This window comes from Amycolatopsis keratiniphila (genome assembly GCF_000400635.2).
GTDB classification, from domain to species: Bacteria; Actinomycetota; Actinomycetes; order Mycobacteriales; family Pseudonocardiaceae; genus Amycolatopsis; species Amycolatopsis keratiniphila.
The window spans coordinates 8,900,693-8,927,025 of record NC_021252.1 but is presented as its reverse complement, the minus strand read 5'-3'; the positions used below and the strand labels follow the sequence as shown (position 1 = coordinate 8,927,025).

17 protein-coding genes are annotated in these 26,333 nt (G+C 70.4%); 6 read left to right on the top strand and 11 right to left on the bottom strand.

The window, feature by feature from the left end:
• Positions 1 to 106: 106 nt before the first annotated feature.
• From AORI_RS81530 to AORI_RS81515, 4 genes are all read left to right on the top strand, one after another.
• A complete protein-coding gene (locus tag AORI_RS81530) occupies positions 107 to 1,525 on the top strand; it encodes a CCA tRNA nucleotidyltransferase (RefSeq protein WP_016338341.1) in 1,419 nt (472 codons plus the stop codon).
• A 79-nt stretch (positions 1,526 to 1,604) separates the two neighbouring features.
• Complete coding sequence (locus AORI_RS81525) at positions 1,605 to 2,912, top strand: sensor histidine kinase (RefSeq protein ID WP_016338340.1); 1,308 nt, start codon at positions 1,605 to 1,607, stop codon at positions 2,910 to 2,912.
• 16 nt (positions 2,913 to 2,928) lie between these two features.
• On the top strand, positions 2,929 to 3,780 hold the full coding sequence (locus AORI_RS81520; protein WP_016338339.1) for a class I SAM-dependent methyltransferase: 852 nt from the start codon (positions 2,929 to 2,931) through the stop codon (positions 3,778 to 3,780).
• 19 nt (positions 3,781 to 3,799) lie between these two features.
• On the top strand, positions 3,800 to 4,786 hold the full coding sequence (locus AORI_RS81515) for an LLM class flavin-dependent oxidoreductase (RefSeq protein ID WP_016338338.1): 987 nt from the start codon (positions 3,800 to 3,802) through the stop codon (positions 4,784 to 4,786).
• On the opposite strand, the gene AORI_RS81510 is transcribed toward AORI_RS81515, so the two are convergent.
• The 10 genes from AORI_RS81510 to AORI_RS81460 all read right to left on the bottom strand — a co-directional run bounded on the left by AORI_RS81510 (position 4,787) and on the right by AORI_RS81460 (position 23,811).
• Positions 4,787 to 6,715, bottom strand: coding sequence for a TNT domain-containing protein (locus tag AORI_RS81510; RefSeq protein WP_016338337.1), 1,929 nt, complete (start codon positions 6,713 to 6,715; stop codon positions 4,787 to 4,789). It abuts the gene before it with no gap.
• Between the two features lie 40 nt (positions 6,716 to 6,755).
• On the bottom strand, positions 6,756 to 7,844 hold the full coding sequence (locus tag AORI_RS81505; protein WP_016338336.1) for an ADP-ribosylglycohydrolase family protein: 1,089 nt from the start codon (positions 7,842 to 7,844) through the stop codon (positions 6,756 to 6,758).
• 4 nt (positions 7,845 to 7,848) lie between these two features.
• Positions 7,849 to 9,864 (bottom strand): YrhB domain-containing protein, encoded by a 2,016-nt coding sequence (locus AORI_RS81500; RefSeq protein WP_016338335.1) that lies wholly within the window; start codon positions 9,862 to 9,864, stop codon positions 7,849 to 7,851.
• A 175-nt stretch (positions 9,865 to 10,039) separates the two neighbouring features.
• Positions 10,040 to 12,286, bottom strand: a complete 2,247-nt coding sequence (locus tag AORI_RS81495; protein ID WP_016338334.1) for an ADP-ribosylglycohydrolase family protein — start codon at positions 12,284 to 12,286, stop codon at positions 10,040 to 10,042.
• Positions 12,287 to 13,756, bottom strand: a complete 1,470-nt coding sequence (locus AORI_RS81490) for a TNT domain-containing protein (RefSeq protein ID WP_016338333.1) — start codon at positions 13,754 to 13,756, stop codon at positions 12,287 to 12,289. It lies immediately after the preceding gene.
• 37 nt (positions 13,757 to 13,793) lie between these two features.
• Positions 13,794 to 14,261, bottom strand: coding sequence for a hypothetical protein (locus tag AORI_RS81485; RefSeq protein WP_016338332.1), 468 nt, complete (start codon positions 14,259 to 14,261; stop codon positions 13,794 to 13,796).
• Positions 14,258 to 21,511 carry a WXG100-like domain-containing protein gene (locus AORI_RS82585; protein WP_016338331.1) on the bottom strand — a complete coding sequence of 2,418 codons (7,254 nt, stop codon included), beginning with the start codon at positions 21,509 to 21,511 and terminating at the stop codon, positions 14,258 to 14,260. The genes AORI_RS81485 and AORI_RS82585 overlap by 4 nt, the downstream gene beginning before the upstream one ends.
• Before the next feature lie 10 nt (positions 21,512 to 21,521).
• A complete protein-coding gene (locus AORI_RS81470; protein WP_016338330.1) occupies positions 21,522 to 21,851 on the bottom strand; it encodes a WXG100 family type VII secretion target in 330 nt (109 codons plus the stop codon).
• The gene (locus tag AORI_RS81465) at positions 21,851 to 22,414 is read right to left on the bottom strand and encodes a YbaB/EbfC family nucleoid-associated protein (RefSeq protein WP_016338329.1); all 564 of its coding nucleotides are present in this window, start codon (positions 22,412 to 22,414) and stop codon (positions 21,851 to 21,853) included. The genes AORI_RS81470 and AORI_RS81465 overlap by 1 nt, the downstream gene beginning before the upstream one ends.
• A gap of 134 nt (positions 22,415 to 22,548) precedes the next feature.
• Positions 22,549 to 23,811 carry an MFS transporter gene (locus tag AORI_RS81460; protein ID WP_016338328.1) on the bottom strand — a complete coding sequence of 421 codons (1,263 nt, stop codon included), beginning with the start codon at positions 23,809 to 23,811 and terminating at the stop codon, positions 22,549 to 22,551.
• 209 nt (positions 23,812 to 24,020) lie between these two features.
• On the opposite strand from AORI_RS81460, the gene AORI_RS81455 reads away from it, so the two are divergent.
• Positions 24,021 to 24,602, top strand: a complete 582-nt coding sequence (locus AORI_RS81455; RefSeq protein WP_016338327.1) for a YqgE/AlgH family protein — start codon at positions 24,021 to 24,023, stop codon at positions 24,600 to 24,602.
• Here AORI_RS81455 and AORI_RS81450 read toward each other — a convergent pair.
• Positions 24,599 to 25,021: an SdpI family protein gene (locus AORI_RS81450; RefSeq protein WP_016338326.1), complete on the bottom strand. Its 423-nt coding sequence runs from the start codon at positions 25,019 to 25,021 to the stop codon at positions 24,599 to 24,601. The two genes, AORI_RS81455 and AORI_RS81450, sit on opposite strands and share 4 nt — an antisense overlap.
• Before the next feature lie 65 nt (positions 25,022 to 25,086).
• Between AORI_RS81450 and AORI_RS81445 the strand changes: the two genes are divergently transcribed.
• Positions 25,087 to 26,238, top strand: a complete 1,152-nt coding sequence (locus tag AORI_RS81445) for an esterase-like activity of phytase family protein (protein WP_043848475.1) — start codon at positions 25,087 to 25,089, stop codon at positions 26,236 to 26,238.
• The last annotated feature ends 95 nt before the right edge of the window (positions 26,239 to 26,333 follow it).

Below are 26,333 nucleotides of genomic sequence, written 5' to 3'. Positions count from 1 at the left end.
CACCGTGCCCGTGTTGGGCCGGGCCGTAGTAGTACATCCAAATCGTGGTGGGATTGTCGTGAACAAGGTGGTCGCCGGGCAGGCGATTGCGGGGAAGAGCACTGCGATGCAGAACGCTGTGACGGAGCTGATGCGCATCTCCCCGCTGGCGGACGAGCTCGCGAAGCTCTTCGCGAAGGCGGGGCACAGCCTGTACCTGGTCGGCGGCAGCGTCCGCGACATGATGCTCCGGAGGCTGTCGAGCGACCTCGACTTCACCACCGACGCCCGGCCGGACCAGGTGCTCAAGATCGTCAGCGCCTGGGGCGACGCGGTGTGGGACGTCGGCATCGCGTTCGGCACCGTCGGCGTGACCAAACAGGGCATGACCCTGGAGATCACCACGTTCCGCGCCGACAGCTACGACCGCGTCGGCCGCAACCCCGAGGTCACCTTCGGCGACAGCATCGAGGGCGACCTGCTCCGCCGCGACTTCACGGTCAACGCGATGGCGATCGACCTGGCGAACAAGACCTTCGTCGACCCGCACGACGGGCTCCAGGCGCTGCAGGACAAGGTGCTCGACACACCCGCGACCCCGCAGGAGTCCTTCGCCGACGACCCGCTGCGCATGCTGCGGGCCGCGCGGTTCTCCGCGCAGCTCGGGTTCACCGCGGCGCCGCGCGTGGTCGACGCGATGTCGTCGATGGCCGAGGAGATCGACCGGATCACCGCCGAGCGCGTCCAGGCCGAGCTGTCGAAGCTGCTGCTCGCGGACGACCCCCGGCCCGGGATCGAGCTGCTGGTGGACACCCGGCTCGCCGATCGCGTGCTCCCCGAGGTGCCGGGGATGCGGCTGGCGATCGACGAGCACCACCAGCACAAGGACGTCTACCAGCACTCGCTGACCGTGCTCGCGCAGGCGATCGACCTGGAGAAGTCGCACGAACCGACCTCCGAACCGGATCTGATCCTGCGGCTCGCGGCGCTCCTGCACGACATCGGCAAGCCCGCGACGCGCGAGTTCCAGCCCGGCGGCGGCGTGAGCTTCCACCATCACGAGGTCGTCGGCGCGAAGATGGCGCGCAAGCGTTTGCGGGCGCTGAAGTTCTCGAAGGAGATCGTCCAGGACGTCAGCCAGCTCGTGTTCCTGCACCTGCGGTTCCACGGCTACGGCAAGGGCGAATGGACGGATTCGGCGGTGCGGCGCTACGTCACCGATGCCGGTGACCTGCTGCCCCGGCTGCACAAGCTCGTGCGCGCCGATTGCACCACGCGAAACCGCAAGAAGGCGGCCGCGCTGCAGGCGACCTACGACGACCTCGAGCGGCGGATCGCGGCGATCCAGGCCCAGGAGGACCTCGACCGGGTCCGGCCGGACCTCAACGGCGAGGAGATCATGCGGATCCTCGACCTCAAGCCGGGGCCGGACGTCGGCAAGGCATGGAAGCACCTGAAGGAACTGCGGCTCGACCGCGGCCCGCTGGAGCACGACGAGGCGGTGGCCGAATTGAAGAAGTGGGCCGCCGAGAACGGCATAGGCTGAGATAAACCCCGTTGGTCTCTGGATCCACACGGCGTAACCGGAGATACTCCTGCCGGTGCTCCGGGCAGGGGGAAAATCCATGGCGAAGCGGCCGCCCAGTTTCCTGGTGACTTTGCTGCGCCGTGGCGCGCCCGCGCTGGCGACGGCGACGAGCGAGCTGTCGGACGAGGTCGGCGACCCGACACCGATGCGCGCGCTGCGGCGGATCCAGCACATGTCCGGCCCCATCGACACGGCTCATCGCGACAACTTGCTGCTCAGGGCCGCCCGCTACGTCGCCCTCGTCCCGCTGGTCTACCGGCTTTTCGCGGTCCCCGGCGCGTTCGGCGTCTACGTCTCCACGCACGGCATGATCGGGATCGGCCCGGTTGGGCTGGTGGCGCTCGGCTCGGTCGGCCTCTCGCTGTACGGGATCCGGTGGATGCTGCGCTCGGCGCCGTTCCGTCCGCAACACGCCGCCCGGCTGCTCGCGATCGACCTCGTGTTCACCCTGCTCGCGCCGCTGGCCGTCGGCGCGCTGGTGCCGGCTTCGGTCTTCACCGAGGCGATGGCGGTGCCCGGCAAGCACCTGCTCGGCGAGGTCGCGCTGCTGGCGCTGGCGCTGGGCATGCCCGCCGCCGCGGCGCTCGCCGTCGTCAGCTTCCCGGTGCGGATGCTGGCGTCGGTGTTCGGCACCGGTCACGCCGCGCCCGGCGACGCCATGGCCGGTTTCCCGGCGATCCTCGGTGTGCTTTTCACCGCGAGCGGCGCCCTCGTCCTGATCGGGCTCGGCACCCGGCTCGCCCTCGCGTACGGCATCCGCAACGGCCGGATCGCCGAACGCGCCCGCCAGCACCGGATGCTGCACGACTCCGTGCTGCAGACCCTCGAAGCGATCGCGCTGGCCAACAAGGGCGATCCGGCCGCGCGGCTCGCCGAGGTGCAACGGCTGGCGCGGGCGCAGTCGATGGAGTTGCGGCGGACGATCGAGAACGAGGCTTCGGAACGCTCGGAGGCCGGGTCGCGGCCGCTGGGCGAGAAGCTCGCGTCGCTGGCCGCGGAGATGGCGCGGGACGGGCTGCGCGCCCAGCTCGTGATCGCCGAGCTCGACGACGACACGCTTTCCGAGGTGCGGCAGATCGCCATCCGCGACGCCGTCCGCGAGTCGCTGCGCAACACGCTCAAGCACGCCGGGACGGACAAGGTCGTGGTGCGGGTCGAGGAGCAGGAAGGCGGCGTCGCGGTGATCACACGCGATCACGGCGCCGGGTTCAGCCTCGACACCCGGCCCGCCGGTTTCGGGATCAGCGAGTCCATCACCGCCCGCCTGAACGAGGTCGGCGGGACCGCGCGGGTGGAGTCGGCTCCGGGCAATGGCACCAGAGTCACCCTTTGGGTGCCTTTCTGACGGTAAACAGGAGAACATGAAGAAAACGGACGTCCTGGCCGCAGCGCTCACCGCGTACCGCGACGGTGACCGGGCCAAGGCAGCGGACCTCGCCGAGCGGGCCGGATCCACGCTCGGCATCGAACTGCACCGATACCTGACCGAGGGCGGCGGTGGTGCCGTCTACGACCGGCCCGCCGCGTTCACGGCGTTCATCCGCGGGGGCGGGAACGTCAAGCTCTACCGGCAGCTCAGCGCCATGCTCGCCCGGCGCTACGGCACCGTCGGTTCGCTGCTCGACCTCGGCTGCGGAGACGGCCTCGCCGTCGTCCCGGCCCTCGAACAGGCGGACCGGCAGCCGGGCCGGATCGATCTCGTCGAACCGTCGAGCGCGCTGCTCGCGGAAACCCGCAAGCACCTCGACGGCACCCGCGGCCTGCACACCTGGGAGGCCACCGCGCAGGAGTTCCTCGACCGCGACGACGACCAGCAGTGGCAGCTGACGCAGTCCACCTTCGCGCTCCAGTCGATCCCGACCGGGGAACGCACCGAGGTCCTGCGGGCGCTCCGGCCCCGCACCTCCTGTCTGGTGCTGGCCGAGTTCGACGTGCCCGAGTACGACGAAGACTCCGCCGAGTACCTGCTTTCCCTGGTCACGCGCTACGAACGCGGGATCGCGGAGTACGGCAAGGACGCGTCGCTGGTGGCGCAGGGGTTCCTGCTGCCGGTCCTGCTCGGCCTCGTCGAACCCGGGACGGGCCGGACGAACTGGGAACAGCCTGCCACCGATTGGGCTTCGCAGCTGAAGGAAGCGGGCTTCACCGGCATCCGGATCGAGCCGCTCGCGGACTACTGGTGGTCGCCCGCGGTGCTGATCACCGCGTCCTGAGTTTGGCTACGTTGGGGGCATGGGGATCCCGCTTTCCGCGCTCGAACTCGCCATCGTCGAGGACGGCCGCGCGGCCACCGAAGTACTCGCGTCGACAGCCACCGTCACCACGAAACTGGAGGAACTGGGGTATCACCGCGTCTGGATCGCGGAGCACCACGGCTCGCCGGCCATCGCCACGGCTTCGCCGCCGGTGCTGGCCGCGCATCTGGCGGCGGTGACGTCGTCGATCCGGGTCGGCTCCGGCGGGGTGATGGCGCCGAACCACGCCCCGCTGGCGGTCGCCGAGCAGTTCGCGACGCTTTCGGCGCTGCACCCCGGCCGGATCGACCTCGGCGTCGGGCGTGGTCCCGGCACCTTCGACGAGAAGATCGTCCGCGCGCTGCGGCGGGGCGCGGATCCGGCGACGGACGACGAATACCGCGCCGACGTCGCCGAGTTGCTGAGTCATCTGGCCGGGGAGACCGGGATCCGGGTGCTGCCCGGCGAGGTGCCGACGCCGGAGCCGTGGCTGTTGTGCTCGAGTGCGGCCGGTGCCCGTCTCGCCGCGGAGCTCGGCCTGCCGATCGCGGTCGCGCACCACATCCGGCCGCAGAACACGGCCGAGGTGCTGCAGGCGTATCGCGAGAACTTCAAGCCGTCCCGATGGCGCGAAGAGCCGTACGTGATCCTCTGCGTCGAGACCATCTGCGCGGACACGGACGCCGAAGCGGCCTACGTCGCCGGGCCGTGCGCTGTGCTCAAGTCGTACCTGCTCAACGGCGAGGGCGGCGACCTCGCCTTCCCGACCAGGGAGCAGGCCGCCGCGCACGAATTCACGCCGGAGTCGAAGGAGCTGATCGCGCAGTTCACCGCCGCGCAGGCGCACGGCGGACCGGAGAAGGTGGTGCGGTCGCTGAAGGACCTCGCCGCGGCCACCGGTGCCGACGAGCTGATGCTGACGGCACCGGTGTACGACGCGGCCGCGCGGGCCCGGTCCTACGAGCTGGTCGCGAAGGCCTTCTGACTACTGGACGCGGGAGAGCGCGCCGGTTTCGAGATGCTGGGCGATCGGCCGCGGCAGCACGTAGGCCACGGCCCCGCCCGGCGTCCCGTTCCACGGCGCGGTGATGCCGGTGACCACGCGCAGCGGCCGCAGGACGCGGTAGAGACGGCGCTCCCGTTCGCGGTCGGCGGCGAGCGACGTCTCGATGAACCGCGCCGATTCGGCGTGCACGAGGTTGCCGGTCTCGTTCCCGAACCGCTGCACCGTGGTGCCCGCCGGGAGGACGACGATCCGCTTGCGCCGGAAGAAGTTCAGCGGCGGCTCGCCCCGCAGCGGAAGGATCGGCCAGTCGGCCGGGTTGTCGGCCTCCTCGCTCGCGCCCGCCGCGGCCCGTGCCGGGTACAGCAGCAGGGTGCCGAGGAAGAACCGCGCCGCCTCTTCGAGTTTGGCGAACGCCACCGGCTCGTCGGTCGGCGGACGGGACACCTCCCAGCCGCTTTCGGTGCGGCGCAAGGTCCAGAGCCCCGGCTCCGGTACCGCGTTCGCGCCGATCCGGTAGGACGTCGGCGCCACGCCGTGCTCGGCCAGCCGCTGGTACAGGACGTCCAGCACCTCGACGGCCCGGATGTCGCGGGACGGTTCGCCGTCGCGTTCGACCCGGGTGCGGGCGCTTTCGTCCGGCAGGTCCGCGGCGGTCTGCGGCGGCCGGGGCTTGCCGACGATCTCCGCCTCGGCGGTCGCCCGCACCAGCTCGCCGATCAGCGGCGGCCGGAAACCGGCGGCCCGGATGTGCTCGACCAGCTCGGGCTCCGGCGGCACCCCGTACTTCCGCAGGTAGTGCGGGACGGCCGCGGGCCAGATCCAGACGCCGTCGGTGTGGAAGGCGTTCGGCACGTCCGGCGGGCCGTTCGGGGTGAAGATGTCGGGCTGCGGGCCCGGCCGGGTCAGCGCCACCGGCGAGCGGAAGAGGTAGTCGAGGACGCCGCGCATCATGTCCGGCGGCACCGGCGGCCGGTTGACCACCGGTCGTTCGCCCTCGTTGTGCGCGTCGACGACCTGCGCGTGCCGGAACACGATGTCGAGCGGCAGGCCCGCCTTGGCCGAAAGCCAGGCCGGGACGTGCTTCTGGTCGCGCGGGAAGATCGCGAGCTCGGTCGCGTACGCGCGCGGAGACGGCTTCCCGCCTTCGTTCGGCGCGAGCCGCCACGTCGGTTCCTGGTCGGCATCGAAGTCGAAGTCGAAGTGCGACTCCGAGTCGAGCGTGAACGTGCCCTGGAACCAGGTGCCGGTCTCGGGCTGGTGCATCGCCGCGCGCAGCCGTGCGAACAGCGAGCCGAGCTCCGGCGGCGCCGCGATCGACACCGACACCGGGCCGTTGCCCTCGTCGCCGACCGAGCGGACCTCGAGTTCGGAGTAGTCACCGACCTGCCGGAACTGGGCGCCGACCCGCTGCCAGCCCGGCGGCAGCACCCGCAGCAGCGTCCGGCCGATGGCGCGCAGCAGCGCGCCCTGATCGCCCGTACCCGGCTGAAGCCGGGCTTCCGGTGTCTCGACGAAGTCGTGCCTGGTCTGCCACAAGGCCGTCAGCCGCGCCGGCGCGGCCGTGGTCGAGAAGTCCGTCAGGCCCAGTTCGGCCGCGCGGGCCGCGTCCTCGCCGGCCCAGCGCAACGTCAGGTCGCCGCCGCCGGTGCTCGGCGCGATCTGGAAGTGCTCGTCGTCGAACCGGCCGTACGACTGGAGGCTGAAGGTCGCTCCCGCCTCGCCGTTCAGCACGACCCTGGCCGGACGGCCGTTCCAGTCGCGGTCGAAGCCCTCGGGCGCCGCTTCCCCCGGCGGCGCGATGAGCAGCAGCGTGCCGTCTTCGGTCGACCGCTGGGCCGCGAAGACGGTGTCCCCCCAGACGGCGTACAGGCCATCCGGCCGCTCCGCCGCTTGAACCCGGTAACGCACTATGTGTCCCCTCCCCAAATACCCCAAACCGGAGGTAAATCTAGTGGGCCGGATAGCGGGCGTACCACCGGTCGTCACCCGGTGCACTCCCGCCGAACTCCGCGAGCGCGTCGTCCGCCAGCCCGCCGATGACCTCGGCCAGTTCCAGCTTCGCGAGCCAGTCCGTGTTGAGCGCTTCCTCGCCGTACATCGCGCCGACGAGGTTTCCGCAGATCGACCCGGTCGAGTCGCTGTCGCCGCTGTGGTTCACCGACGCGAGCAGCGCGGCGTTCGCGTCCGTGGTGGTCAGCGCGACGTAGACCGACATCGAAAGCGCGGTTTCGCCGATGTTCCCCTGGCCGAGGGTTTCGAGCTTCTCCGGCGTCGGGGCGCCTTCCCGCGACAGGGCGAGTGCCTGGTCGAGTGCGACGCTCTGCTCCTCGTGACCCTGGTACTTCTCCAGCTCGGCACGGGCGGTCGCGACGGCGTCGAGCAGTGGTTTCCCGAGCAGCAGCTCGCGCACGATCACGGCGAAGGCACCCGACGAGAGATACCCGCTCGGGTGACCGTGGGTCAGCGCCGCGCTCTCGGCGCCGAGCCGGAACACCTCGGCGAGGTCGTCCGACCACAGCGCGACCGGGGCCGCGCGCATGATCCCGCCGCAGCCCTTCGAGTTGTTCACCGGTTTGTCCATGCCGGCGCGCACACCCGTCCTGCCGTACGCCTCCAGCTCGCTGAAGCAGGTGAGCCCGGGCGCGCGGCGGCTGAACAGCTCGCGGTTCGTGATCAGCCAGCCGTCGGGTTCCGCGCTCGTGTCCTGCGGGCCGCGGGCCCGCTCCCACGAGACGCCCTGGGTGTGCAGCCAGCGCTGGTAGGCCAGCTGGAGCGACTGCTCGACGGGCACGGTCCCGTGGTGGGCCCTGATCAGGCCTTCGAGGGTGAAGAGCGTCATCTGGGTGTCGTCGGTGATCCGCCCGACGCCGCCGTACGCGGGGATGAGGTCGGTGATCCCGGCGGGGCCGGCGATCTCGCGGATGCGGTCGATCGAGTCGAACTCGGTCTTCGCGCCGAGCGCGTCGCCGATCGCCCCGGCGAACAGGCTGCCGCGCAGCCGCGACCTGGTCGCCGGATGTTGAAGCCACTCGCGCATTGCTCTACTGATCTCCTCGTGGATACCGCTTCGCTTCCCAGCGCCGCCGCTCTTCGGGCTCGCGGGGCAGGCCGAAGCGGTTGAAGTAGTAATAGGCGTCGCCCGCCAGATTGTCGATGACGCCGAGGCCGGGGTACGCGGCGAGCCAGGCCTCCGGCAGGCCGGGCACGGTGAGCCTCGCGCCCACCATCGCCCCGGTCAGCGCGGCCGTCACCGAGCCGCCGCGAGCGGCCAGCGCCAGCGCCGCTTCGGGGTCGTACCCGCGCTTGGCGGCGGCGAACAGGGCCCGTCCGAGCACCGAAAGCGGCGTCCGGCCGTCGCCGATGCTGTCGAACTGCTCGATGTCGTCTCCGCCGATGTCGTTGCGGAGGTCGAGCACGGTCTTGACCAGCTCGCCGACCTCGCCGCTGTACTCGTCGAAGCCTTCGAGGAAGTTCGCGACCGCCGGTTCGCCGTTCTGGGCCGCGAGCTGGGCGCGGAACACGTTCACCAGCAGTTCGGCGCCGTGGACGACCTCGTGACCGGCCGCGGAACCGACCAGTTCGCGGACCACCTTCATCGCGTAGAAGGTGCTGTCGGCGGGCCCCTGCACGCCACCGGTCACCGTCGCGGCGAGCGCGGTCGCCAGCATGGCCGAGAACTCGGCGGGTGCCGGTCCGGCGGCCGCGGTGGCCTTGGCGACCCAGCCGTCCGGCCGTCCGCCCGCGGGCAGCGAAGCCGGGATCTCGGGCTTGTTCGGCGTCGGGTCCAGGCCGCGGATCACCGATTCGGTGTGGAACAGCAGCTGCCGGGTCAGGCCGCCGAGCGGCAGGCCGTCGGCAGGATCGGCGCCCGAGCCGAGTGCGTCTCCGAGCGCGAAGCCGACGTACGCGCCGAGAAGCCTCGGGTAGGCGAAGCTGCCGACAGGGAGCGTCGGGTCGTAGAACTTCCCGAACGTCCAGGCGCTCGGACGCGGCTCACCGTCGTCGTAAAAGTGCGTGACCAGCCCGTTCGCGAACAGGTCTTCGGGCAGTTCGGGCAGCGGGCGGCCGTCGTACTTCGCCCGCGAGCGCTCGAACGACAGCGTCGAGGCCTGCGTGAAGAGGGTGAGCTCTTCGCTGCTCAGCGGGTAGCCGTTGTCCCGCGCCTGGTCGACGAGGCTCCGCAGGTTCGCGACGGCCGGAGTGTCGTACTCCCCGCTGAAGTAGGCGGGACGCCCGACGGACTCGGGGCGCTCGGTACCGGCCGGGAGTTCGAGGTCGGCGACCTGCCGCAGCGTCTCCGGGTAGACGTTGAACGTCTCCGGACGCCCGGGGTTGACCAGCAGACCGACGCCGGGGTTGTCCTTGCCCCGGCGCAGGAGCACGCGGGGCTGGATCCGCTGCCACACCGTGTACTCGGACGGGACCTGGGCCTCGGAGGTGTACACGACGAAGCGCACGCCCGCGTCACCGAAGTCGCGGACCTGAAGGTGGCCGTCCTTCGCCGGGGCCAGCACTTCGAGGTCGAGCATCCAGTGGACGAACTCCTCCGGCGTGATCCACTCGACGCGGAGATAGCCGAGAAGCGTCTCGACCGGGCTTTCCGGTGCCGGGCGGCCGGCGAACCGCGGCCCCGGCCGGTGGTCGGGGTTCGCGCGGACCGCGCCGGTCGGCTCACCGAGGAGCGTGTGCTGCTCCCAGCGCAGGATCGCCGCCTTCGGCACGGGCAAGCCGGGGACCGCGGCCGGATCGAACTCGGGATCGACGACCTCCGCCCACCGGGTGAACGCGTCCGGGTCGTCACCTGCCGCCGAAACGGCCATCAGCTCCAGGTCGAGGCGGATCTCTCCGCCGTCGTCCGGGACGAAGGCGACCGGGCTGGGGAACAGGCCCGCGCCGGGATCGGTGCCGTCGAGCCAGCCGACGGTGTTGTACGTGACGTTCCAGCCGTCGGTCGCGCGCACGACGTAGTCGCGGCGGACCCGCAACGCGCCGGTGCCCTCCCCGCCTCGGTCCGTCAGCCACTCCTCGACGCGGCTGACGGCTTCCTCTTCGTTCATCGTCCCCATCCTGGCCTGTCGGTGAACCCGCGACCGCGATCGACGTCGGCAGGACGCTGCCTGGTCGTCCACGTCACCGTCACGGAAAGGGCGTCCTGCCACCGCGATAGCGGGGCCTTCGGCCGGGCGGGTTCACGCCCTCGGTCATTTTCGGCTTCCATCTCAGCTCCGCAATTCACCAGCGGGGATACCGCTGGGACCAGCCGTCGACCTCGTGCAGCGCCGAATGGCGGTCGAAGTGCCAGAACGCGTCCGTGGCGATGTTCTCCAGCAGGTAACGCAGTTCCAGTTGCTCGACCCACTTCTGCGGCAGCCCGGGGATACCGGTGCGGGCGCCGAGCAGCGCACCGGCGATGGCGCCGGTGATCGCGCTGCGGCCCGAGTGGTTGACCGCCCGCAGCAGCGCCTGCTCCGGGTAGTTCTCGAAGCCGGACAGCGCAGCGAACGCGCGGCCCAGCACCGAAAGCGTGCTCTTGCCGTCGCCGATCAGCTCCGGGACCCGCAGGTCGGGCAGGCCGTGCTTGCCGAAGAACGGCACCGATTCCGCGACCATCGCCTTGAGATCCGCCCAGACCGGGCCGCGCTGGTGCGGGTTCTGATCGCTGAAGATCTCGCGGGAGGTGTTCCAGATCGGGTAGCTGAACGCCTCCGAGGTCAGCGCGGGTTCGAACAACCAGGTCAGGTAGGTCGCCGCTTCGACGTCGACCTCACCGGGGTGCGTGACCGCGACGAGGTCGCGCACCGCCTGCCGGACGCCGCCGCTCATCGCGCTCCCCGGCCCGGCCGCGGTCATCGCCGCCGGCAGCGCCGCGACCAGCGCGTCCGGCCCGCTCATCGGCATCGCCGTCGGCGAGACGGTCGCCAGCGCGTGGTAGGCGTTCAGCTCGGCGTCGTCGGGGGTGCGGCGGACGCGGAGTTCCGGCACCTTCACGAGCCAGCCGTCGGCGTTGTCCAGCGGCGCGCCCTGCGTGTGCAGCCAGCGCATCAGCGAGTTGCGGGCGACCGTGCCGAGCGCCTTCTCGGCGTCGCGGTTCTCCGGCTGCTCGCGATGCGGGCTGCGGATCACGGCCTCGGTGTAGAACAGCAGCCGCTGGGTCAGCGGCCCGACGCGACCGGGCAGGTCGAAGGCGACCGTCAGGTCGGAGACGCCCTCGGGGCCGTAGGTGCTGTGGATTTCGTCGAGCCGCATGCGGTCGACAGCCGCCCCGAGCGCCTCACCGAGCGCGAAGCCCACGTACGCGCCCGTGACGCGCTGCCAGCCGTAGCGCGAGCTGGAGCGGTCTCGGTCGAAGTACTTGCCGAAGGTGTCCAGACGCGGCTTGATCTGGCCTTCGTTGTCGTAGCCCGGCGCCAGCCCGTTCGCCCGCAGATCGTTCGGCCGGGCGCGGGGTGGTTCCGGCTGCTTGAGCCGGGCCAGCCAAGACTGGCCGAGGACGGTCTTCTGGCACTCCTCGGCACTTAGCTCGAACCCGCGGCGGCGCGCCCGCTCGGCCGCGGCCAGTGGCGGCTTCACCGGCTCGGACAAACCCAACTTCGCGGCGGTTTCGGCCGCGAGGGTCTCCAGCTCCGGTTCCGCTTCCGGGCAGCGTTCGTTGACATCGACCCCCGGGCCCCGGCGGGGGAACCGCTGCGCGGTCTCGGCGAGCTCGGCGCCGCTGACGTCCTCGAACGTCGCGGGACCGCCGTTGATCACGAGGTTCGGCGGGCTCTCGTACCCGGCGAGGGTGGCGATGTCGACCTTCCAGTACCCGTGTTCGCGGGACGGGAGGTTCCTGGTGGAGCTGAACACGCGCAGCTCGGCGCGTTCCTCGTTGAAGTAGAACCGCTCCGTCTTGCCCGACGCCAGGTCGAGCGGGACGTAGACCTCGCAGCGCAGCAGGCCGATGAGCAGCTGTTCCCTGGTCAGCCAGCCGACACTGGCGAACGACAGCAGCGTTTCGAGCTTGTTCTCCGGCTTCGGATAGCCGCGGCGGACCGGGCCGGCCTTGTACTCGGGGTTCTCCCGTTCCTCCCCGGTCTGCACGCCTTCCGCGTTGACCTTGACCCAGCCCGCGACCACCGCCGGAGGGACACCGAGGTCACCGAGACCGGACTTCGCGTACTCGGGGTCGACGACCTCGCGCCAGGCCTCCTGGCCGGGGAACGCGACCGGGACGCTGAGCCCGCCGGGCTGCGGATGCGCCTGGCGCAGCTCGCCGTCGGGCTCGCGCACGATCACCGACGGCGGCGGGAAGATCTCCTTCTCGGCATGACCCTCGTCGAGGAAGGCGATCGTGTTGTAGGGGACAGACCAGCCCTCAGGGATGCGCAGGACCTTCTCGTGGTTCACGCGCAGGCCGGCGCCGCCCGGTTCGGACACGTCCGGACCGTGGACCGCGCGCAGCCACTCTTCGACCTTGGCTACCGCTTCCGCCGATTCCACCTACTCGATCCTCTCCAGGCTGCCGTCGGACACGTGCTCGGCGATGGTCCTCGGGAGCACGTAGGCCACCGCCCCACCGGGCATGTTCGCCCAAGGGACGGTGACACCGATGATCACGTGGAGCGGGCGTCGCAGCCGGTAGGTCCCACCGACACGCTCCCGTTCCAGCGGCAGGGACGTCGTGGCGAACCGTACCCCTCCGTGGTGAACCAGATTGCCGGTTTCCTCGCCGAACCGCAGTACGACCGTACCGGCGACCATCCGGCTGACGCGCTTGTTGCGGAGCAAGGTGAGGGGAGGCTCACCCGGCGCCGCCTGCACCGGCCAGTCGGCGAGTTCCTTCGCCGTCTCCAGTGGCGTCTCGTGTCCGGCGGTCATCCGCGCCGGATGCAGCAGAACCGCGCCGAGTAGCTGATGCGACGCGTCTTCGAGCTTGTCGAAATACTTCGGTGAGACCGCGGCGCCGCCCGAGTAGGCCGCGACCTCCCAGCCCTTCTCGGTGAAGTTGAGGCACCAGGCGCCGTCCGCGCGGTCGCCGATGCGGTACGCCTCCGGCCAGACGGCGTGTTCGCCGAGCCTGCTGACCAGCACGACAAGGAGTTCTTCGTCGGTCAGTTCCGGATTCGGCGACGTCTCCAGCTCCGCGGCGATGTCGCCCTCGGTCTTCTTGACGTCCGACCGGCCCGGTCTCGGCCTCGGCTTGCCGAGCAGATCCGCTTCCGCGGTCCGCCGCACCAGATGCTCGACGTACGGCGGCTGGAACCGCTGGCCGCGGATGTGCTCGACCAGCTCCGGCTCCGGCGGGATCCCGTACTTCCGCAGGTAGTGCGGCACGGACGCGTGCCAGATCCAGGTGCCGTCGGTGTGGTAGCTCTCCGGGACGTCGCCGTCGGCCTCCGGATCGAAGATGTCCTTGCCGAGGCCGCTGCCGGACAGGATCGCCGGTTCACGTTCGAGGTACTGCGCGACCAGCGGCGCCTCGGACTCGTCGAGCTCCGGTCTGTCCACCACCGGCGGCTCGCCCTCGGTGTACGAGTCGACGATCCGGGCGTGCCGGAACTCGACGCGCAACGGCAGCTGCGCGCGCAGCCGCCACCAGTCCGGGACGTGCTCGTCCTCGCGCGGGAACGCGGCCAGCTCGTCCGGGTACGCCGAAGACGGCGGTGTCTCGGTCCACGACGGCTCGTCGTCGAGGGTGAAGTCGAAGTCGAAGGTGCCGTCCGGTTTCAGCGTGAACCGCGACTGGAGCCAGGTCCCCCGGCCGGTGGCGTACATCCCGGTGCGGAGCCTGCCGAAGAGCTCCTTCAGCTCGGGCGCGGGCGCGAGGTTGTGGCCCTCGAGTTCGGTGTGCTCCCCGGCCTGCCGGAAATCGGCGACCGCGGCATGGGCGGGGTCGGTGATCCCCGCCAGGATGAGCCTGCCGATCTGGACCAGCAGCCCGCGCTGTTGTTCCGGAGTGAGTTGTTCCACGTGAATCATCGCGCCCGGTTCGGCCGGCTGAGCGGGCTCATTCCGAGTCCCCTTCCTCCGGTGGTGCGTATTCGGGGAACCGCGGCTCCGCCCGGAAGGACGGCGGTTCACCGGCGGCGCGGCGGGCCAGCTCGTCCTCCCACATCTTGAAGGTGCGCTTGCGCAGCGACTGGATCAACGCCACTTCCTGTGGCTGCATGTCGCGTTCTTCTCGCCGGGCCTGGTCGTAAAGGCCGTCGATGGTGTCGTAGAGCGCGAAGACCGCACCCTCGCCCTTGAGGTAGCGCGAACGGGCGTACTCGGTCTCCTGCACGAACTTCTGCTCGGGCACCTTGCTGATGTCCGAGCTCGCCATCGCGCGAAGGACTTCACGGACGTGGCTCGGGTCTTCCTCGAATTCGCCGGTACGCAGATTGAGGAGATACCCGGTGAGGCCGCCGTCCGGCGTCGCGTCGACCCGGTAGGTCTGCGCGTAGTAGGTGAAGTAGGCCGGTGTCTCGATCACGCGTTCTCCTCGGGGGGCTTCGGCAGCCCCTGCTTCAGCCCGTCCATGAACTTCACCCGCACCTGGTTGATCAGCGCGGCTTCCAGCTGCGCCTGCAACTCGGTCAGCCTGCCCTGGCTCCTCGCGTCCTCGCCCGCCGAGTCGGGGATGTTCTCGTCCATCGCCCGGTTGTACGTCGGGAAGTCCCGGCGGACCTCGTAGAGGGCGTGCTCGAAGACGGCGACGTCGTCGATGCTCTTCAGATGCAGCCGCAGTTCGGCGACGTGCCCGTTCGGGAGCCGGACGTTCATCTGCAGGTCGCGGTAACCACTCGCCTGCGGGTTCGCGAACCGGTCCTCGAACTTGACGATCTTGAGGTCGTCCCGCTTCATGATCTTGTCCAGCGCCTGGTAGGCGTCCGCGACGGTGTTGAACTGGATCTTCGCGCCGACCAGGTCGACCAGCCGGGAGGCGTCGCCGCCGTACTTGGCGATCTTCGCCAGCGCCCGGCTTTCCGTCTTGGGTTCGGTCCGGGCGCCGGGGGTGTCGTTCTCCCCGGCGAGCTCGGCGACGATCCGGTTGAGGTGACCCTGGTTGTCGGCCCAGGCGGCCTCTTCCCTGGCGAGGAATTCCTTGATCTTGGCGATGTTCCCGACGTGCTCATCGGGGAACCCGGCGTGGACCCGGTGCTCCGGCGGCGCATTGGCGGCCACGGCGGCCGCCGCGTCGGCGATCTCCCGCTGCTCCGGGGTCAGTGGCGTCTCGCCCGGCCCCGCCTGTTCGACGCGGTCGATCAGCCGGTTGTCGTTCTCGGCCGCCTCCGCGACGGCGTCGTGCAGCATCGGGATCGCGTCCGGATGCTGGAGCAGGCTGCCGATGGTCTTCGGATTGTGCAGCAGGGAGTCGACGAGGTACCGGTTGTCCGGATCCAGCATCAGGTCGACGAGCTTCGGCTGACCAGGCAGGTGGTCGCGGATGAAGTCGCTCAGCGGCCCGAGGTCGTGCTGGACACCATCGTCGGTCGTGATCCGGACCCGATCCCTGGTGTCGTCGAGTCCGGCGAGCGCCGCCTCGAACTCCGGGGTGGCGAGCAACCGGCCGGCATCGGCGCGTGTCTGGGGATCGACGTGCGCGGGGGGTTCCGGCAACGACTGGGACGCCATGCCGTAGCCCGCGTCGCGCGGCGGCGTCACGATCGGGCGGCCGTCCGGCCCGATCCGCGACGGCTGCACGTCGGGCGCGTCGTCCCTGGCGAACGCGATCCGCGGGTCCACCGCCGGCTGATCCGGCCGCGCGAACGCGATCCGCGGGTCGACGGGCCGCGTCGACGAGGTCTCGGTCCGCGTGGTGTGGCCGTCGGTGTGCTGCGCGGCCGGGCCCTCCGGGACACCGACGTGCATCAGCTTCACGCCCAGCGGCGGATGCGGCAGGTTCATCAGCGCACCCGACTGCGGGTCGATGAACGCGACGCCGTCACGTGTGTTCGCCACCATCGCGACGTGGCCGCGCTCGACGCCGTTCTCGTCGAGGTACTTCACCGCGACGACCGCGTGGTGATCGGTCGGCATGCCGCGCATCTCGCGGATCACGGTGTCGTAGTCGGCGCGGTCGGAGAACTGCCCGCCGAACCGCTCTTCGACGTGCTCCAGCGTGCCGCGGCTGTCCATCTCGTGCACGAGCAGCGGGTCGGCGGTCGAGTCGATGCCGTTCAGCCGGTCCATGTACGCGCCCGGCGTGCGGGTGCAGTTGGAGCGGTAGCCGTTCGCGAGCGCGTCGGGGTCGTTGAAATGCGGGTTCACCTCGCCGAGCCGCGGGTGCCGGTCGGCGATGTACGCGGCCTGCTGCTCGGGGCTCGCCGAACCGGCGTGGATCGCCGGTTCGCTCGGCGGGTTGGTCGCGACCGCCATCGACGAGTAGTCCCGCTCCGGGACCGGCAGCTCGGCCGTGTCGTCGGTGGCGGAATGGTCCTGAGCGGGCTGTTCGCCGTACTCGGGTCCCTTGTCGGCGTCCGCGACCGTGTGCTGCGCCGGGTTCTCCGTGGTGACGTGCGGAGTCTGCGGCTCGTCGAAGCCGCCGAGGCGCGCCATCGACTGCGCCTGGGCGAGACGGGCGAGTTCCGGCGCCTCCGCGGCGTGCCGGGCCCGCCGCTCGTCCATCTTCTGCTTGGCGGTCTCGGGGTCGAGGTAGCGCGGGTCGCCGGGAGTGACCTCTTCGGCGTGGATGACCCACTTCGGCCGGTCGACCAGCGGCGGAGTCTTGAACTCCTTGCTGTGCACGTAAAGCTGCGTGGCCGGCTTGTTGATGGCCTCGTTCTCGCCGGGGTTCTCGGCGAGCGACGAGACGTCCTTGCCCGTCTTCGAGACGATGTGGATCTCGACGTCCTGGCCGAACTTCGACTTCGTGTCCGGCGACGTCTTGATCGTGGAGCTGGTCATCGTCGGCTCGGGGACGGTCTGCCCCGGCTCGTAATGCGCCGCCATGATCGCGGCGGCCTGCATGTCGCCCTTGGTGTCGATGCCGCGGATGGCCTCGCCGTGGAAGTCCGGCAGCTCGTTGAGCGCGCCGACGATCGCCCGGGTGCTGCGCTGGGCGTTTTCGAAGTCGGGGTGCGACTCGCCGCGACGGTTCGCCTCGTTGATCGCGTACGCGTGTTCGCGCGAGTACGAATAGATCGCTTCGGCGGCTTCGGGCGAGACGCGGTCCTTCAGCGGGCTGGCTTCGAGACGCTTCAACGCCTTTTCGCGGGCCTGCTCGGCGAGTTCGGCGCTGTCGTAGCGGTCACGGAGGCTCTTGTGATCCTCAGGCGTGCCACGGAAGTTCTCGTCGCCGAGATAGCTCTCGTCGAGTCGCTTCGGCGTTTCTTCCGGGCCCTTGAGCCGCTCGGCGATGTCGAGTTCGGTCTTGGGCGCCTGCTCCTGGGCCGGGGTTTCGGCTTCGGTGTGCCTCGTTTCCGGTGCTTCCGGCGCATGCACGTGGGGAGCGTCGCCGCCGCCCAACGGCATCGCCTTGATCGACGTCGGATCGTCGGGCAGCGTCGCGAGCCGCCCGGTCATCGGGTCGGCGAAGACCACGCCGTGCGGCGTGTTCACCGCGGCGACGATGCGCGTCTCGATCCGGTCCTTCGACCGCGGCGAGCCCTCGGGCGCGTTCGGATCGGCGGGGGCGTGATGCTCGAACGCCACCGCGGTCCGCGCGCCGACCGGACGTTCGCCCAGCTCACGGGCGATGTCGGCGAAACCGTTCCGATCCGACCACTGCCCGCCGAGCCGGTCGCTGACGTGCTGCAGCGGCGAACCGGCCGTCGACGGTCCGGCGACGGCGTCGCCACCGTTCATCCGGTTCTCGAACGCGACCAGTGCCTCGGCCGAGTTCGTCTGGTAGCCGTCCTTCCACGATTCGGGCGCGTAGTAGTTGCGGGTGTTGGCCTCGCCGATCGCGGGAAGCTCGTCCATGACCAGCCGGACCTGCTGATGCGGCGTCTCGGTCGAACCGGCGTGGATGACCGGCGTCCCACCCTCTTCGAGCGGCTTCGCCAGCTCGGACCAGCCACCGTCGGGAGCGTGCTCCCTCGGCGGCTTCGGGGCCTCCCGGACCGGGGCGTCGGTGGCGTCGACCCAGCCACCCTTGCCGTCGGCCAGCTTGGTTTCGAGCCCGGCGAGACCCTGGCCCTTGAAGAGCTCCGGGTGATCGCGGCGCAGCTGGGCTTCCTGGTCGGCGGCTTCCTGCGCCAGCCGCTCCTGCACGGCGTTGTTGTATTCGCGCCGCTCGGCGACCTTCTGGTGGACCTCGTCCGGGCTCAGGTGGCCGTCGTCACCGGCGACGACCTCCTCGCATTCGACGATCCACTTCGGCAGGTTGTTCGGCGAGCCGTCGTCCAGCCGCTCCTTGTAGTCCGGGTGTTCGGGATGTCCTGGGCCCGGCTTGACGTCGGTGACGCGCAACTGCGTCGCCGACTTCATCAGCACTTCGCGTTCGTCCTTTTTGGACGCGAGGTCTTCGATGTGGCGTCCGGTCTTCGACTGGATGCGCATCTCGACTTCGCCGGGGAAAGTGCTGCGCGGATGGTCGGGCGTGACCCGCGACGTGCTCAGCATCTGCGGGTCGACGATGACCTGGCCCTTGGCGTGCGCGTCGAGGAAGGCCCGGATCGCGCTCTCGTTGCCGTTGAAGTTCACCCGCCGCGAGACGAGGCCCTCGTAGGCGGGCATCTCGTTGAGGCCGGAGGTGATCGCCTCGATATGCGGCCGGAGTGCGTCCAGCTCCGCGCCGCCGTGACGCTGGGCGTGCGTGATCCGCTCGGCCATGTCGGTGCGCGTGTAGCTGTGCACCGCGTACGCGCCCTGATCCGACATTTCCTTGACACGCGGGTCTTCGTGGGCGTCGCGTTTGGCGAGACCTTCGCGGCGGACCTGTTCGCTCCGCGCTTCCCCGGTGTCCTTGTCGAAACCGCGCTTGTCGATCTGCGTCTCGGCGAGCGCGCGGTAGGCGGCGGGATCGTCCGTGTGGAAGTCCGGGTCGGTCAGGTACGGCTCGTCGATGGTCGGCGTGACGTCCTGGGGCGCGTCGGTGTCCTTCGGTGCCTCGACGTCCTTGGGACTCTCGACGTCCTTCGGCGTCTCGGTGTCCTTGGGGACTTCCGTGTCCTTGGGGAGCTCGGTGTCCTTCGGAGCCTGGGTGTCCTTCGGGAGCTCGGTGTCCTTGGGCGCGTTCGCGCCGTGGTCCTGAGGCACCTGCCGCGGCGCGTGCTCCACCGGCCGCACCGGCGGCTGCTGCTGCGGCGGACGTTGCGGCTGCTGGGGCCCCGCGTTCGGGTCATGGCCAGGACGCGGTGCCGGCACCTGCGGCGGACGCTGCGGACCACCGAAACGCGGCGGCTCGGCACCGGGCGGCATCGGCCTGCCGGGCTGCTGTCCCGGATGCCCCGGACGGCCGGGGTGATGCCCGGACTGGTGACCGGGTGGCGGCGGCACGGGGCCGCGGTTGCCGGGGAACGGACCGTTGCCCGGATGCTGGGGCCGCGGCGGAGGCGGCGGATGGCCCGCCGGGCCGCGGTTGCCCGGAGGCGGACCGGGCGGAGGCGTCTGCGGGCGCGGCGGAACCCCGCCGTTCGGGCCCGGACCAGGTCCGGGCCTGCCCTGGTAACCCTGAGGCGGCCGCGGCGGACCAGGAGGCTGCGGCGGTTGCTGAGGACGCTGGCGCGGCCCGCGGTCCTGCGGATATCCGCCCTGACCGGGATGCTGCTGCGGCGGACGGGGGCCCATCGGACCCGGCTGTCCCTGCGGTCCTCGCGGTGGCATGGGGCCACCACCGGGCGGAGGCGGCGGAGGCGGCGCGAAGCCACCCGGAGGCGGCGGCTGCATCGGCTGCTGGCCCTGGAAAGGCATCGGCGCGGGCGGCTGGTCGAACCGCGGCTGCTGCGGTCCGCCGTTGCTCGCGAAACCGGCGGCCTGGACGCCGTCGTTCTGCCGGGGAGGCCGGGACGGATCGTGTCCGCCGGGCGGGAAACCACCTGGCGTGGGCCCATTGCCCGGCGGGTTGCCACCGGGTGCCATGCCGTAGCCACCCGAGGGAGCGGAGGAGCCGGAACCCGGGTTCGACGCCATGCCGTAGCCGCCGGAACTCGACGGCGCGCCCGAGGAAGCCGCAGGCGGCATCGCGCTGGATTGCGAAGGACTCGGCGCGGGCCCCGAAGCCGGCGCCTGTCCCGGCGCCTGGGACTGGGCGGCGGGTGCCTGCTGCTGATTACCCGCCGCGGCTTGCTGCTGACCGGATCCGTTGTCGGCGGCGGCCGCCGGAGCGTTCTGATGGGTCTGCGCCGCACGCTGACCGTCCCCGGTGTTCGCCGGGGCGTCGGCCGGGCGTTCCGGAGCCTGCATCGACGACTGGCTGACCCGGTCGCTGTCCGCCGTCCGCTGCGGGCCGCTTTCGGAACGCGGCTGCGGGTCGGCGGAGCCGTCCGAACCGCGGCTCGAAGCCGCCTGACCGTCCGAAGTGGTCCGTGGCGCGGGATCCGGCGAAGAGTCCGATCGCGAAGAGGAACCGGAATCCGAAGAAGAACGCGGTTCCGGCGAAGTGCCCGAGTCCGAGGAGGAGCGCGAGTCTGACGAAGAACCCGAGTTCGACGAAGAGCCGGAGTCCGAAGAAGAGCCAGAGTCTGACGAAGAGCCGGAGTCCGAAGAGGAGCGCGAGTCCGAAGAAGAACCCGAGTCCGAGGAGGAGCGCGAGTCCGAAGAACCCGGAGTCCGCGAACCCGTCCCCGCATCCCCGGTATCCACATCCGGCGTGGAAGGACCCGAGTCGCCGGGCGTGTTCGCGGCCTTGATGTCGCCGATCTGGCTCTTCGCCCCGTCGACACCGCCGCCGACCGCCCCGCCGGACGCGCCCATCAGCACGTCCTTGGCCGAAAGCTTGTCGAGGTCACCGGTGACGGCGGCCTGCCCGACCGTGCTGGCGACACCTTCGGCCGCGCCGCGCACGGCACCCCGCGCCGCGCTGTCGACGATCTGGCCGCCGACGCTGTCGGAAAGTCCCTTGGTGGCGCCCTTGCCGATACTGCTGCTGCCCGCGCCCACCACACCGTCGACGGCGCCGCTGATCGCGGAATCCTTGGTCTTGCTGAAATCCCAGCTGTCGCGGTCGCCCTTGGCCATCTGCAGGCCCTGGATCCCCGCGTCCATGGCGAGGTTCATCGCCGTGTTCTGCAGGACTTCCTTGCCGATCTTCTTCAGGCCCTCCTTGAGAAGCTTCTCCAGGAGTTCCTTCGCGACCTTCTTGAAGCCTTCCTGCGCGAGCTTCTGCATCAGCTGGCGGAAGATCATCTGGACGGTCATACGGGTGGCGATCTGCGCGGGCGCGATCCCGGCCGTCGAACCACCGAACGTCACCGCCGCGGCCGCGATCATCGCGACGATCTGCGCGGCCAGGATCACCAGCGAGATGATGATCATGTACTTCGTGTACTCGACGTCCAGCGCGGTCGCGTTGCACGAGTCGCCCAGCGCCTTCGAAGAATCGGCGAGCGACTTGAAGTACGCCTCGTCGCCCTCGACGAACTTCTTCCAGGCCTCGGCGAACTTTTCCGCGCCCTGACCGCTCCAGCCGCCGAGGACCTCGGTGGCGCCCTTGGTCGCGGTGTCGGCGATCGGCTGGATCGCCCTCGAGGCGTTGTGCCAGGCGTCGCGCAGCTCGCGGAGCTTGTCCTCGTCGCCTTCGGGCCAGCTTTCCCCGACGACGATCGGCAAGAGCCACTTGACCGCGTCGGGCATCTCCATACCCACGGCGCTAGACCTTCTTGTCCAGCGTCGACTTGATCTCTTCCTCGGCGTTCGTGAACGCGGTCATCGACCGTTCGACGTTGTGCTGCATCCCCCGCAGCGCCTCGACGACGTTCGCGAATCCCTCGGACGAGCCCTGCGCGCCCGGCTCGTAGTCCTTCGCGAACTCCTTGCCCGCGTCGTCGTTGCCCCAGCACGCGCCGAGCGAATTCATCGCGGCCAGCAGTTCCTTGCCCGCCTCGTCCAGCTGGTCCGCGGCGATCCCCAATTTGGCCGCGGCCGACTTCACCGCGTCCGGGTCCGCGGTGAACCCGGCGCCACCCCCACCGTTCGGCATCAGACTCCCCTGGTCAGCCAGCTCGAGGGCGGCTCTTCCTCATCGTCGTCCTGCTGACGCACCCGTTTCGGAACCGGTTTCGGTGTCGGCGGCGCGGGCGGGGCAGGCGGCGGAGGCGGCGGTGCGTCGTCCTTGATCATCAGCGGGGCGTCGAAGTCTTCGTCGGACTTCGCCGGTGCCTCTTCCTCTTCGGCCGCGAGGAAGTCCGGGATCGCCGGCATCAGCCCTTGCAGCGAAGGCGCGCCTTCGATGAGGTCCGAGAGGTCCGGCAGCCCTTCGGTGATCGGGGCCATCAGCTCGGCGACCTGCTGCTTGACCTGCAGTGATCCCTGGCGGACCAGGGTCAGCACGGTGTTGGCCAGCTGCGCGGGGTTGGTGCGCTCGAAGGCGTTCGGCTGGATCTCGAGTTTGGCCAGGGTGCCGGTCGCGTCGATGGTGGCGCGGACGAGGCCGTCCTGCGAGACCACCGTCGCCGAAGTCTGCGAAGCGGCTTCCTGCGCGTCCCGGAGCTGGGCCGTCTGGCGCTCGAACTGTTCGAGCAGCGTGTCGACCTGGTCCTTCATGGCGGCATTGCGAGCTTCGAGGCGTGCGCTGTCGTCGCCGGCCGTCGTCACTTGAGCCCCCGCTGGTGCTGGATCCCGGGCATACGCCACCCGGTGTCGGTAAGCGTCACCCTAATGCCAACGCCCGCGTCATATCACCGGATCTGGCGTTTTCGCACGGCGAGCAGATGGCCGGCCGCTCCAGCCAGGTAGAGGACGGTCGCCGTGACGAGCAATCCCGGCGAGCGGCCGTCGGCCGGGATCACCGTCGCGGCCAGCGAGACCGCGACGACCTGGGTGATGTTGAAAAGCGTGTCGTAGAGCGCGAAGACCCGCCCTCTCGCTTCGTCGGCGACGTCGAGCTGCACCGACGAATCGACGGACAGTTTCAGCACCTGCCCGGCGCCGGTCACCAGGAACGCCGCGAGCAACGCGGTGGGGATCGTCATCGGCAGGCCGAGCGCGGACTGCGCGACCGCCGCCAGCACCAGCGCCCCCACGACGACACGGACCCTGCCGAACAACTTGATCAGCCAGGCGGTCAGCAGTCCGGCGACGAGGATCCCGGCACCGGCGAACCCCGCCATCTGGCCCAGCCTCGTCATCCCGGCGGCGAAGTGGTTGCGCATCAACAGCACGGTCACCAGCAGCGAGATGCCGTACGACGCGCGATGGGCGAACAGCGCGACGAACCCGGCCGTGACGCTGGGCGTGCGCCAGGCCGCCTTCGCGCCATCGGCCAGGCCACGGGCGACGGCGAGGGCCGGGTTCGACGGCTCGTCGACCGTCGACGGCCCGAGCAGTCCGCGCGCGAATCCGGCGGCGAGGACGGCGGCGCCGATCCCGCCCAGCGCGGCGACGGCGGTGACCCACGCGGAACCGGCGTCGTCCGCGCCGGTCAGCGCCCGGAGGCCGATCGCGCAGCCTCCGCCGACGACGGCGAGCACCGAACCCCAGGTGGCCGCGAAGGCGTTCGCGGCCACCACGGACTTCTCTTCCACGACGTGCGGAAGCGACGCGGACAGGCCCGAGCCGATGAACCGCGAGATGCCTTCGGATGCCAAGGCGAGGGAAAAGAGCCCGATCCCGGCCACGCCCGTGCCCACGGCGACGGCCGTCGCGAGGATGGTGGCCGACCGCAGCAGGCTCGCGAAGATCAAGACCTTCCGGCGGTCCCAGCGGTCGAGCAGCGCACCCGCGAACGGTCCGACGATCGAATACGGCAGCAGCAGTGCCGCGAACCCGCCCGCCATGGCGAGCGCGTCGGCGGCGCGTTCGGGGTTGAAGAGGACGGCACCGGTCAGCCCGGCCTGGTACATGCCGTTGCCCCAGTGCGCGGAAAACCGCGTGAACAGCAGTCGGAGGAAGTCACGGTCGCGGACGAACGCCCTGGTGGGCGCCGTGGCGGTGGTCGTCACGGCACCAGCCTATTGAAGGTGGCCGATGCGCTTTGAGGTCGCCTCTCGGCGGCTATGCGCAGTGTGGCTCCAGCCGGACGGTATTCCACAAAGGCGGTTCTTCAGTGAGCCCGGGGGACACGGAAAGCGCACCGACCGTTGTGTCCAACGGTGCTCGTGATGCTGTTGTTCCCAGAGCCGGACGATTTGTCCCCGCTCGAAGTGGGATCATGGCGGGCGTGCCAGCGGACGCCGAGGTCGAACCGGGAACGCTCCTGGTCGCCGCCCCCACGATGTTCGATCCCAACTTCCGGCGAACCGTCGTGTTCGTCATCGATCACCGGGACGAGGGAACGCTCGGCGTCGTGCTCAACCGGCCGAGTGACGTGCCGGTGTACGACGTGCTCCCGAACTGGGGCGGGCACGTCGCCGAGCCGCAGTCGGTGTTCGTCGGCGGTCCGGTCGAGAAGAAGACGGCGTTGTGCCTGGCCGCACTGCGGACCGGCGAGACGGCGTCGAGCGTGCCCGGCGTGATCGCCGTCCGCGGCCCGGTCGCGCTGGTCGACCTCGACACCGATCCCGAGATCCTGGTGCCGAAGGTCCGCGGCGTGCGGGTGTTCGCCGGATACGCGGGCTGGGATTCCGGCCAGCTGGCGAACGAGATCGAACGCGACGACTGGGTGATCGTCCCGGCGCTGCCGAGTGACGTCCTCGCCTCGCCACACCACGACCTGTGGGGCCAGGTGCTGCGGCGTCAGGGCATCCCGCTGGCGCTGCTGGCCACCCATCCGGGAGACCTCCAGCGCAATTAGGCGGTGGCGGTGTCGGCCTTCTTGAAGACACCGCAGGTGCCGCAGGCGCAGCCACTGCAGCCGGCGGGCCGCTCCGGTTCGGGCTCCGGCACCGTCGCGGCGGCGCGGTTGCCGAGCACTCCCCCGGCCGCGACCAGCGCGACCAGCCCGACCACGCCCACGAACGAGGCCAGCAGGAGCCCGAAGGTCGTCGGCATGACCAGCGCGGCGATCCCCGCGAGCACGGCGATCACGCCGCCCGCCAGCGTCGGGACCCCGGCGACCTTGTTGCCGAGCCGGAAGGCGTCTTCGCTGCGCATCGTGGCGGCGGTGCGCACGCCGGCGCCGCGGTCACGCGGCAGCTTCTCGCGCAGGCCGAGGAACCCACCCCAGCCGACGAGGACACCCAGCACGATCGGGACCAGCGCTATGACGAACACTCCACGAGGATAAGCGTGACGTTCCGGCAACCTGCCGGATACCCTGATCGACTGTGCTACAGGCCATGTCACGCCGAGCTCTCTCCGCAGCCCTGATCGGGGCCATCCCCCTCACCCTGATGGCCGCACCGGCCGCCGAAGCGGGTCACCGTCCGCTTCGCCTGATCGGGGAACAGATCGTCCCGAACGCCCTGCCCTACGAGGGCACCGTCGTCGGCGGCCTGTCCAGCATCGACTACGACCCCCGCACCGGCGAGTACGCGCTGATCTGCGACGACCGCTCCGCCCTCAACCCGGCGCGCTTCTACACGGCGAAGTTCTCCGTCGACGCCAAGGGCCTCGGCCCGGTGACCTTCACCGGCACCAAGCCGCTCCTGCGTCCCGACGGCACGCCGTATCCGCCGCTCGCGAAGAACGACCCCGCGCTGCCGCCGAACATGCAGACCATCGACCCCGAAGAGTTGCGCGTCGACCCCTGGACCGGCCGGTACGTCTGGTCGCAGGAGGGCGAGCGGTCGGCCGCGGCCCGGATCGACCCGTCGATCCGCGAGGCGGAGCGCGACGGTTCCTACGTCCGTGACCTGCCGATTCCTGCCAACGAAAAGATGGCTGAGACGGCCGGGCCGCGGCAGAACCTCGCCCTCGAAGGCCTCACCTTCGCGGGCTTCGGATCGCTGGTCGCCAGCTCGGTCGAGGGCCCGCTGCTCCAGGACGGCCCGGAGGCGAACACCACGTCGGGCGCCCTTTCGCGCATCACCGTCCAGTCGCGGTTCGGACCGGTCCTCGCGCAGTACGCGTACCCGCAGGAGAAGGTCTTCGCGGCGCCGAACCCGCCCGGCGCGTTCGCGACCACCGGCGTCTCGGCGCTGCTGGCCGTCGACCAGGCCGATCCGACGCGCTACCTGGTGATGGAGCGGTCGTTCGTCACCGGTGTCGGCAACAAGATCCGCATCTACGAAATCGACACCAAGGGCGCCACCAACATCCTGAACACGCCCTCCCTCGCCGACGCGAAGAAGGTCAAGCCGGTCAAGAAGCGCCTTCTCGCCGACCTCGCGGACTTCAAGCTGTCCACGGTGGACAACGTCGAGGGCATGACCTGGGGCCCGCGCCTCCCGAACGGGGAGCGCAGCCTGGTCCTGGTCAGCGACAACAACTTCTCCGCGACCCAGGTGACCCAGTTCATCGCTCTGGCGGTCCCCTCGGAACGCCTTTGACCTGGGCGTTAAACTGGACCCATGAACACGGCTCGGCTGCTCCTTAGCCTGCCGCGCTGAACTCGGTCGAACGGCCGGGACCAGCGCGGCGACCC

Coding starts and splice junctions, on each gene's coding strand:
- AORI_RS81530 (WP_016338341.1), top strand. CDS start 107: ATGCAGAACGCTGTGACGGAGCTGATGCGCATCTCCCCGCTGGCGGAC.
- AORI_RS81525 (WP_016338340.1), top strand. CDS start 1,605: ATGGCGAAGCGGCCGCCCAGTTTCCTGGTGACTTTGCTGCGCCGTGGC.
- AORI_RS81520 (WP_016338339.1), top strand. CDS start 2,929: ATGAAGAAAACGGACGTCCTGGCCGCAGCGCTCACCGCGTACCGCGAC.
- AORI_RS81515 (WP_016338338.1), top strand. CDS start 3,800: ATGGGGATCCCGCTTTCCGCGCTCGAACTCGCCATCGTCGAGGACGGC.
- AORI_RS81505 (WP_016338336.1), bottom strand. CDS start 7,844: ATGCGCGAGTGGCTTCAACATCCGGCGACCAGGTCGCGGCTGCGCGGC.
- AORI_RS81500 (WP_016338335.1), bottom strand. CDS start 9,864: ATGAACGAAGAGGAAGCCGTCAGCCGCGTCGAGGAGTGGCTGACGGAC.
- AORI_RS82585 (WP_016338331.1), bottom strand. CDS start 21,511: ATGGAGATGCCCGACGCGGTCAAGTGGCTCTTGCCGATCGTCGTCGGG.
- AORI_RS81470 (WP_016338330.1), bottom strand. CDS start 21,851: ATGCCGAACGGTGGGGGTGGCGCCGGGTTCACCGCGGACCCGGACGCG.
- AORI_RS81465 (WP_016338329.1), bottom strand. CDS start 22,414: ATGAAGGACCAGGTCGACACGCTGCTCGAACAGTTCGAGCGCCAGACG.
- AORI_RS81455 (WP_016338327.1), top strand. CDS start 24,021: ATGGCGGGCGTGCCAGCGGACGCCGAGGTCGAACCGGGAACGCTCCTG.
- AORI_RS81445 (WP_043848475.1), top strand. CDS start 25,087: ATGTCACGCCGAGCTCTCTCCGCAGCCCTGATCGGGGCCATCCCCCTC.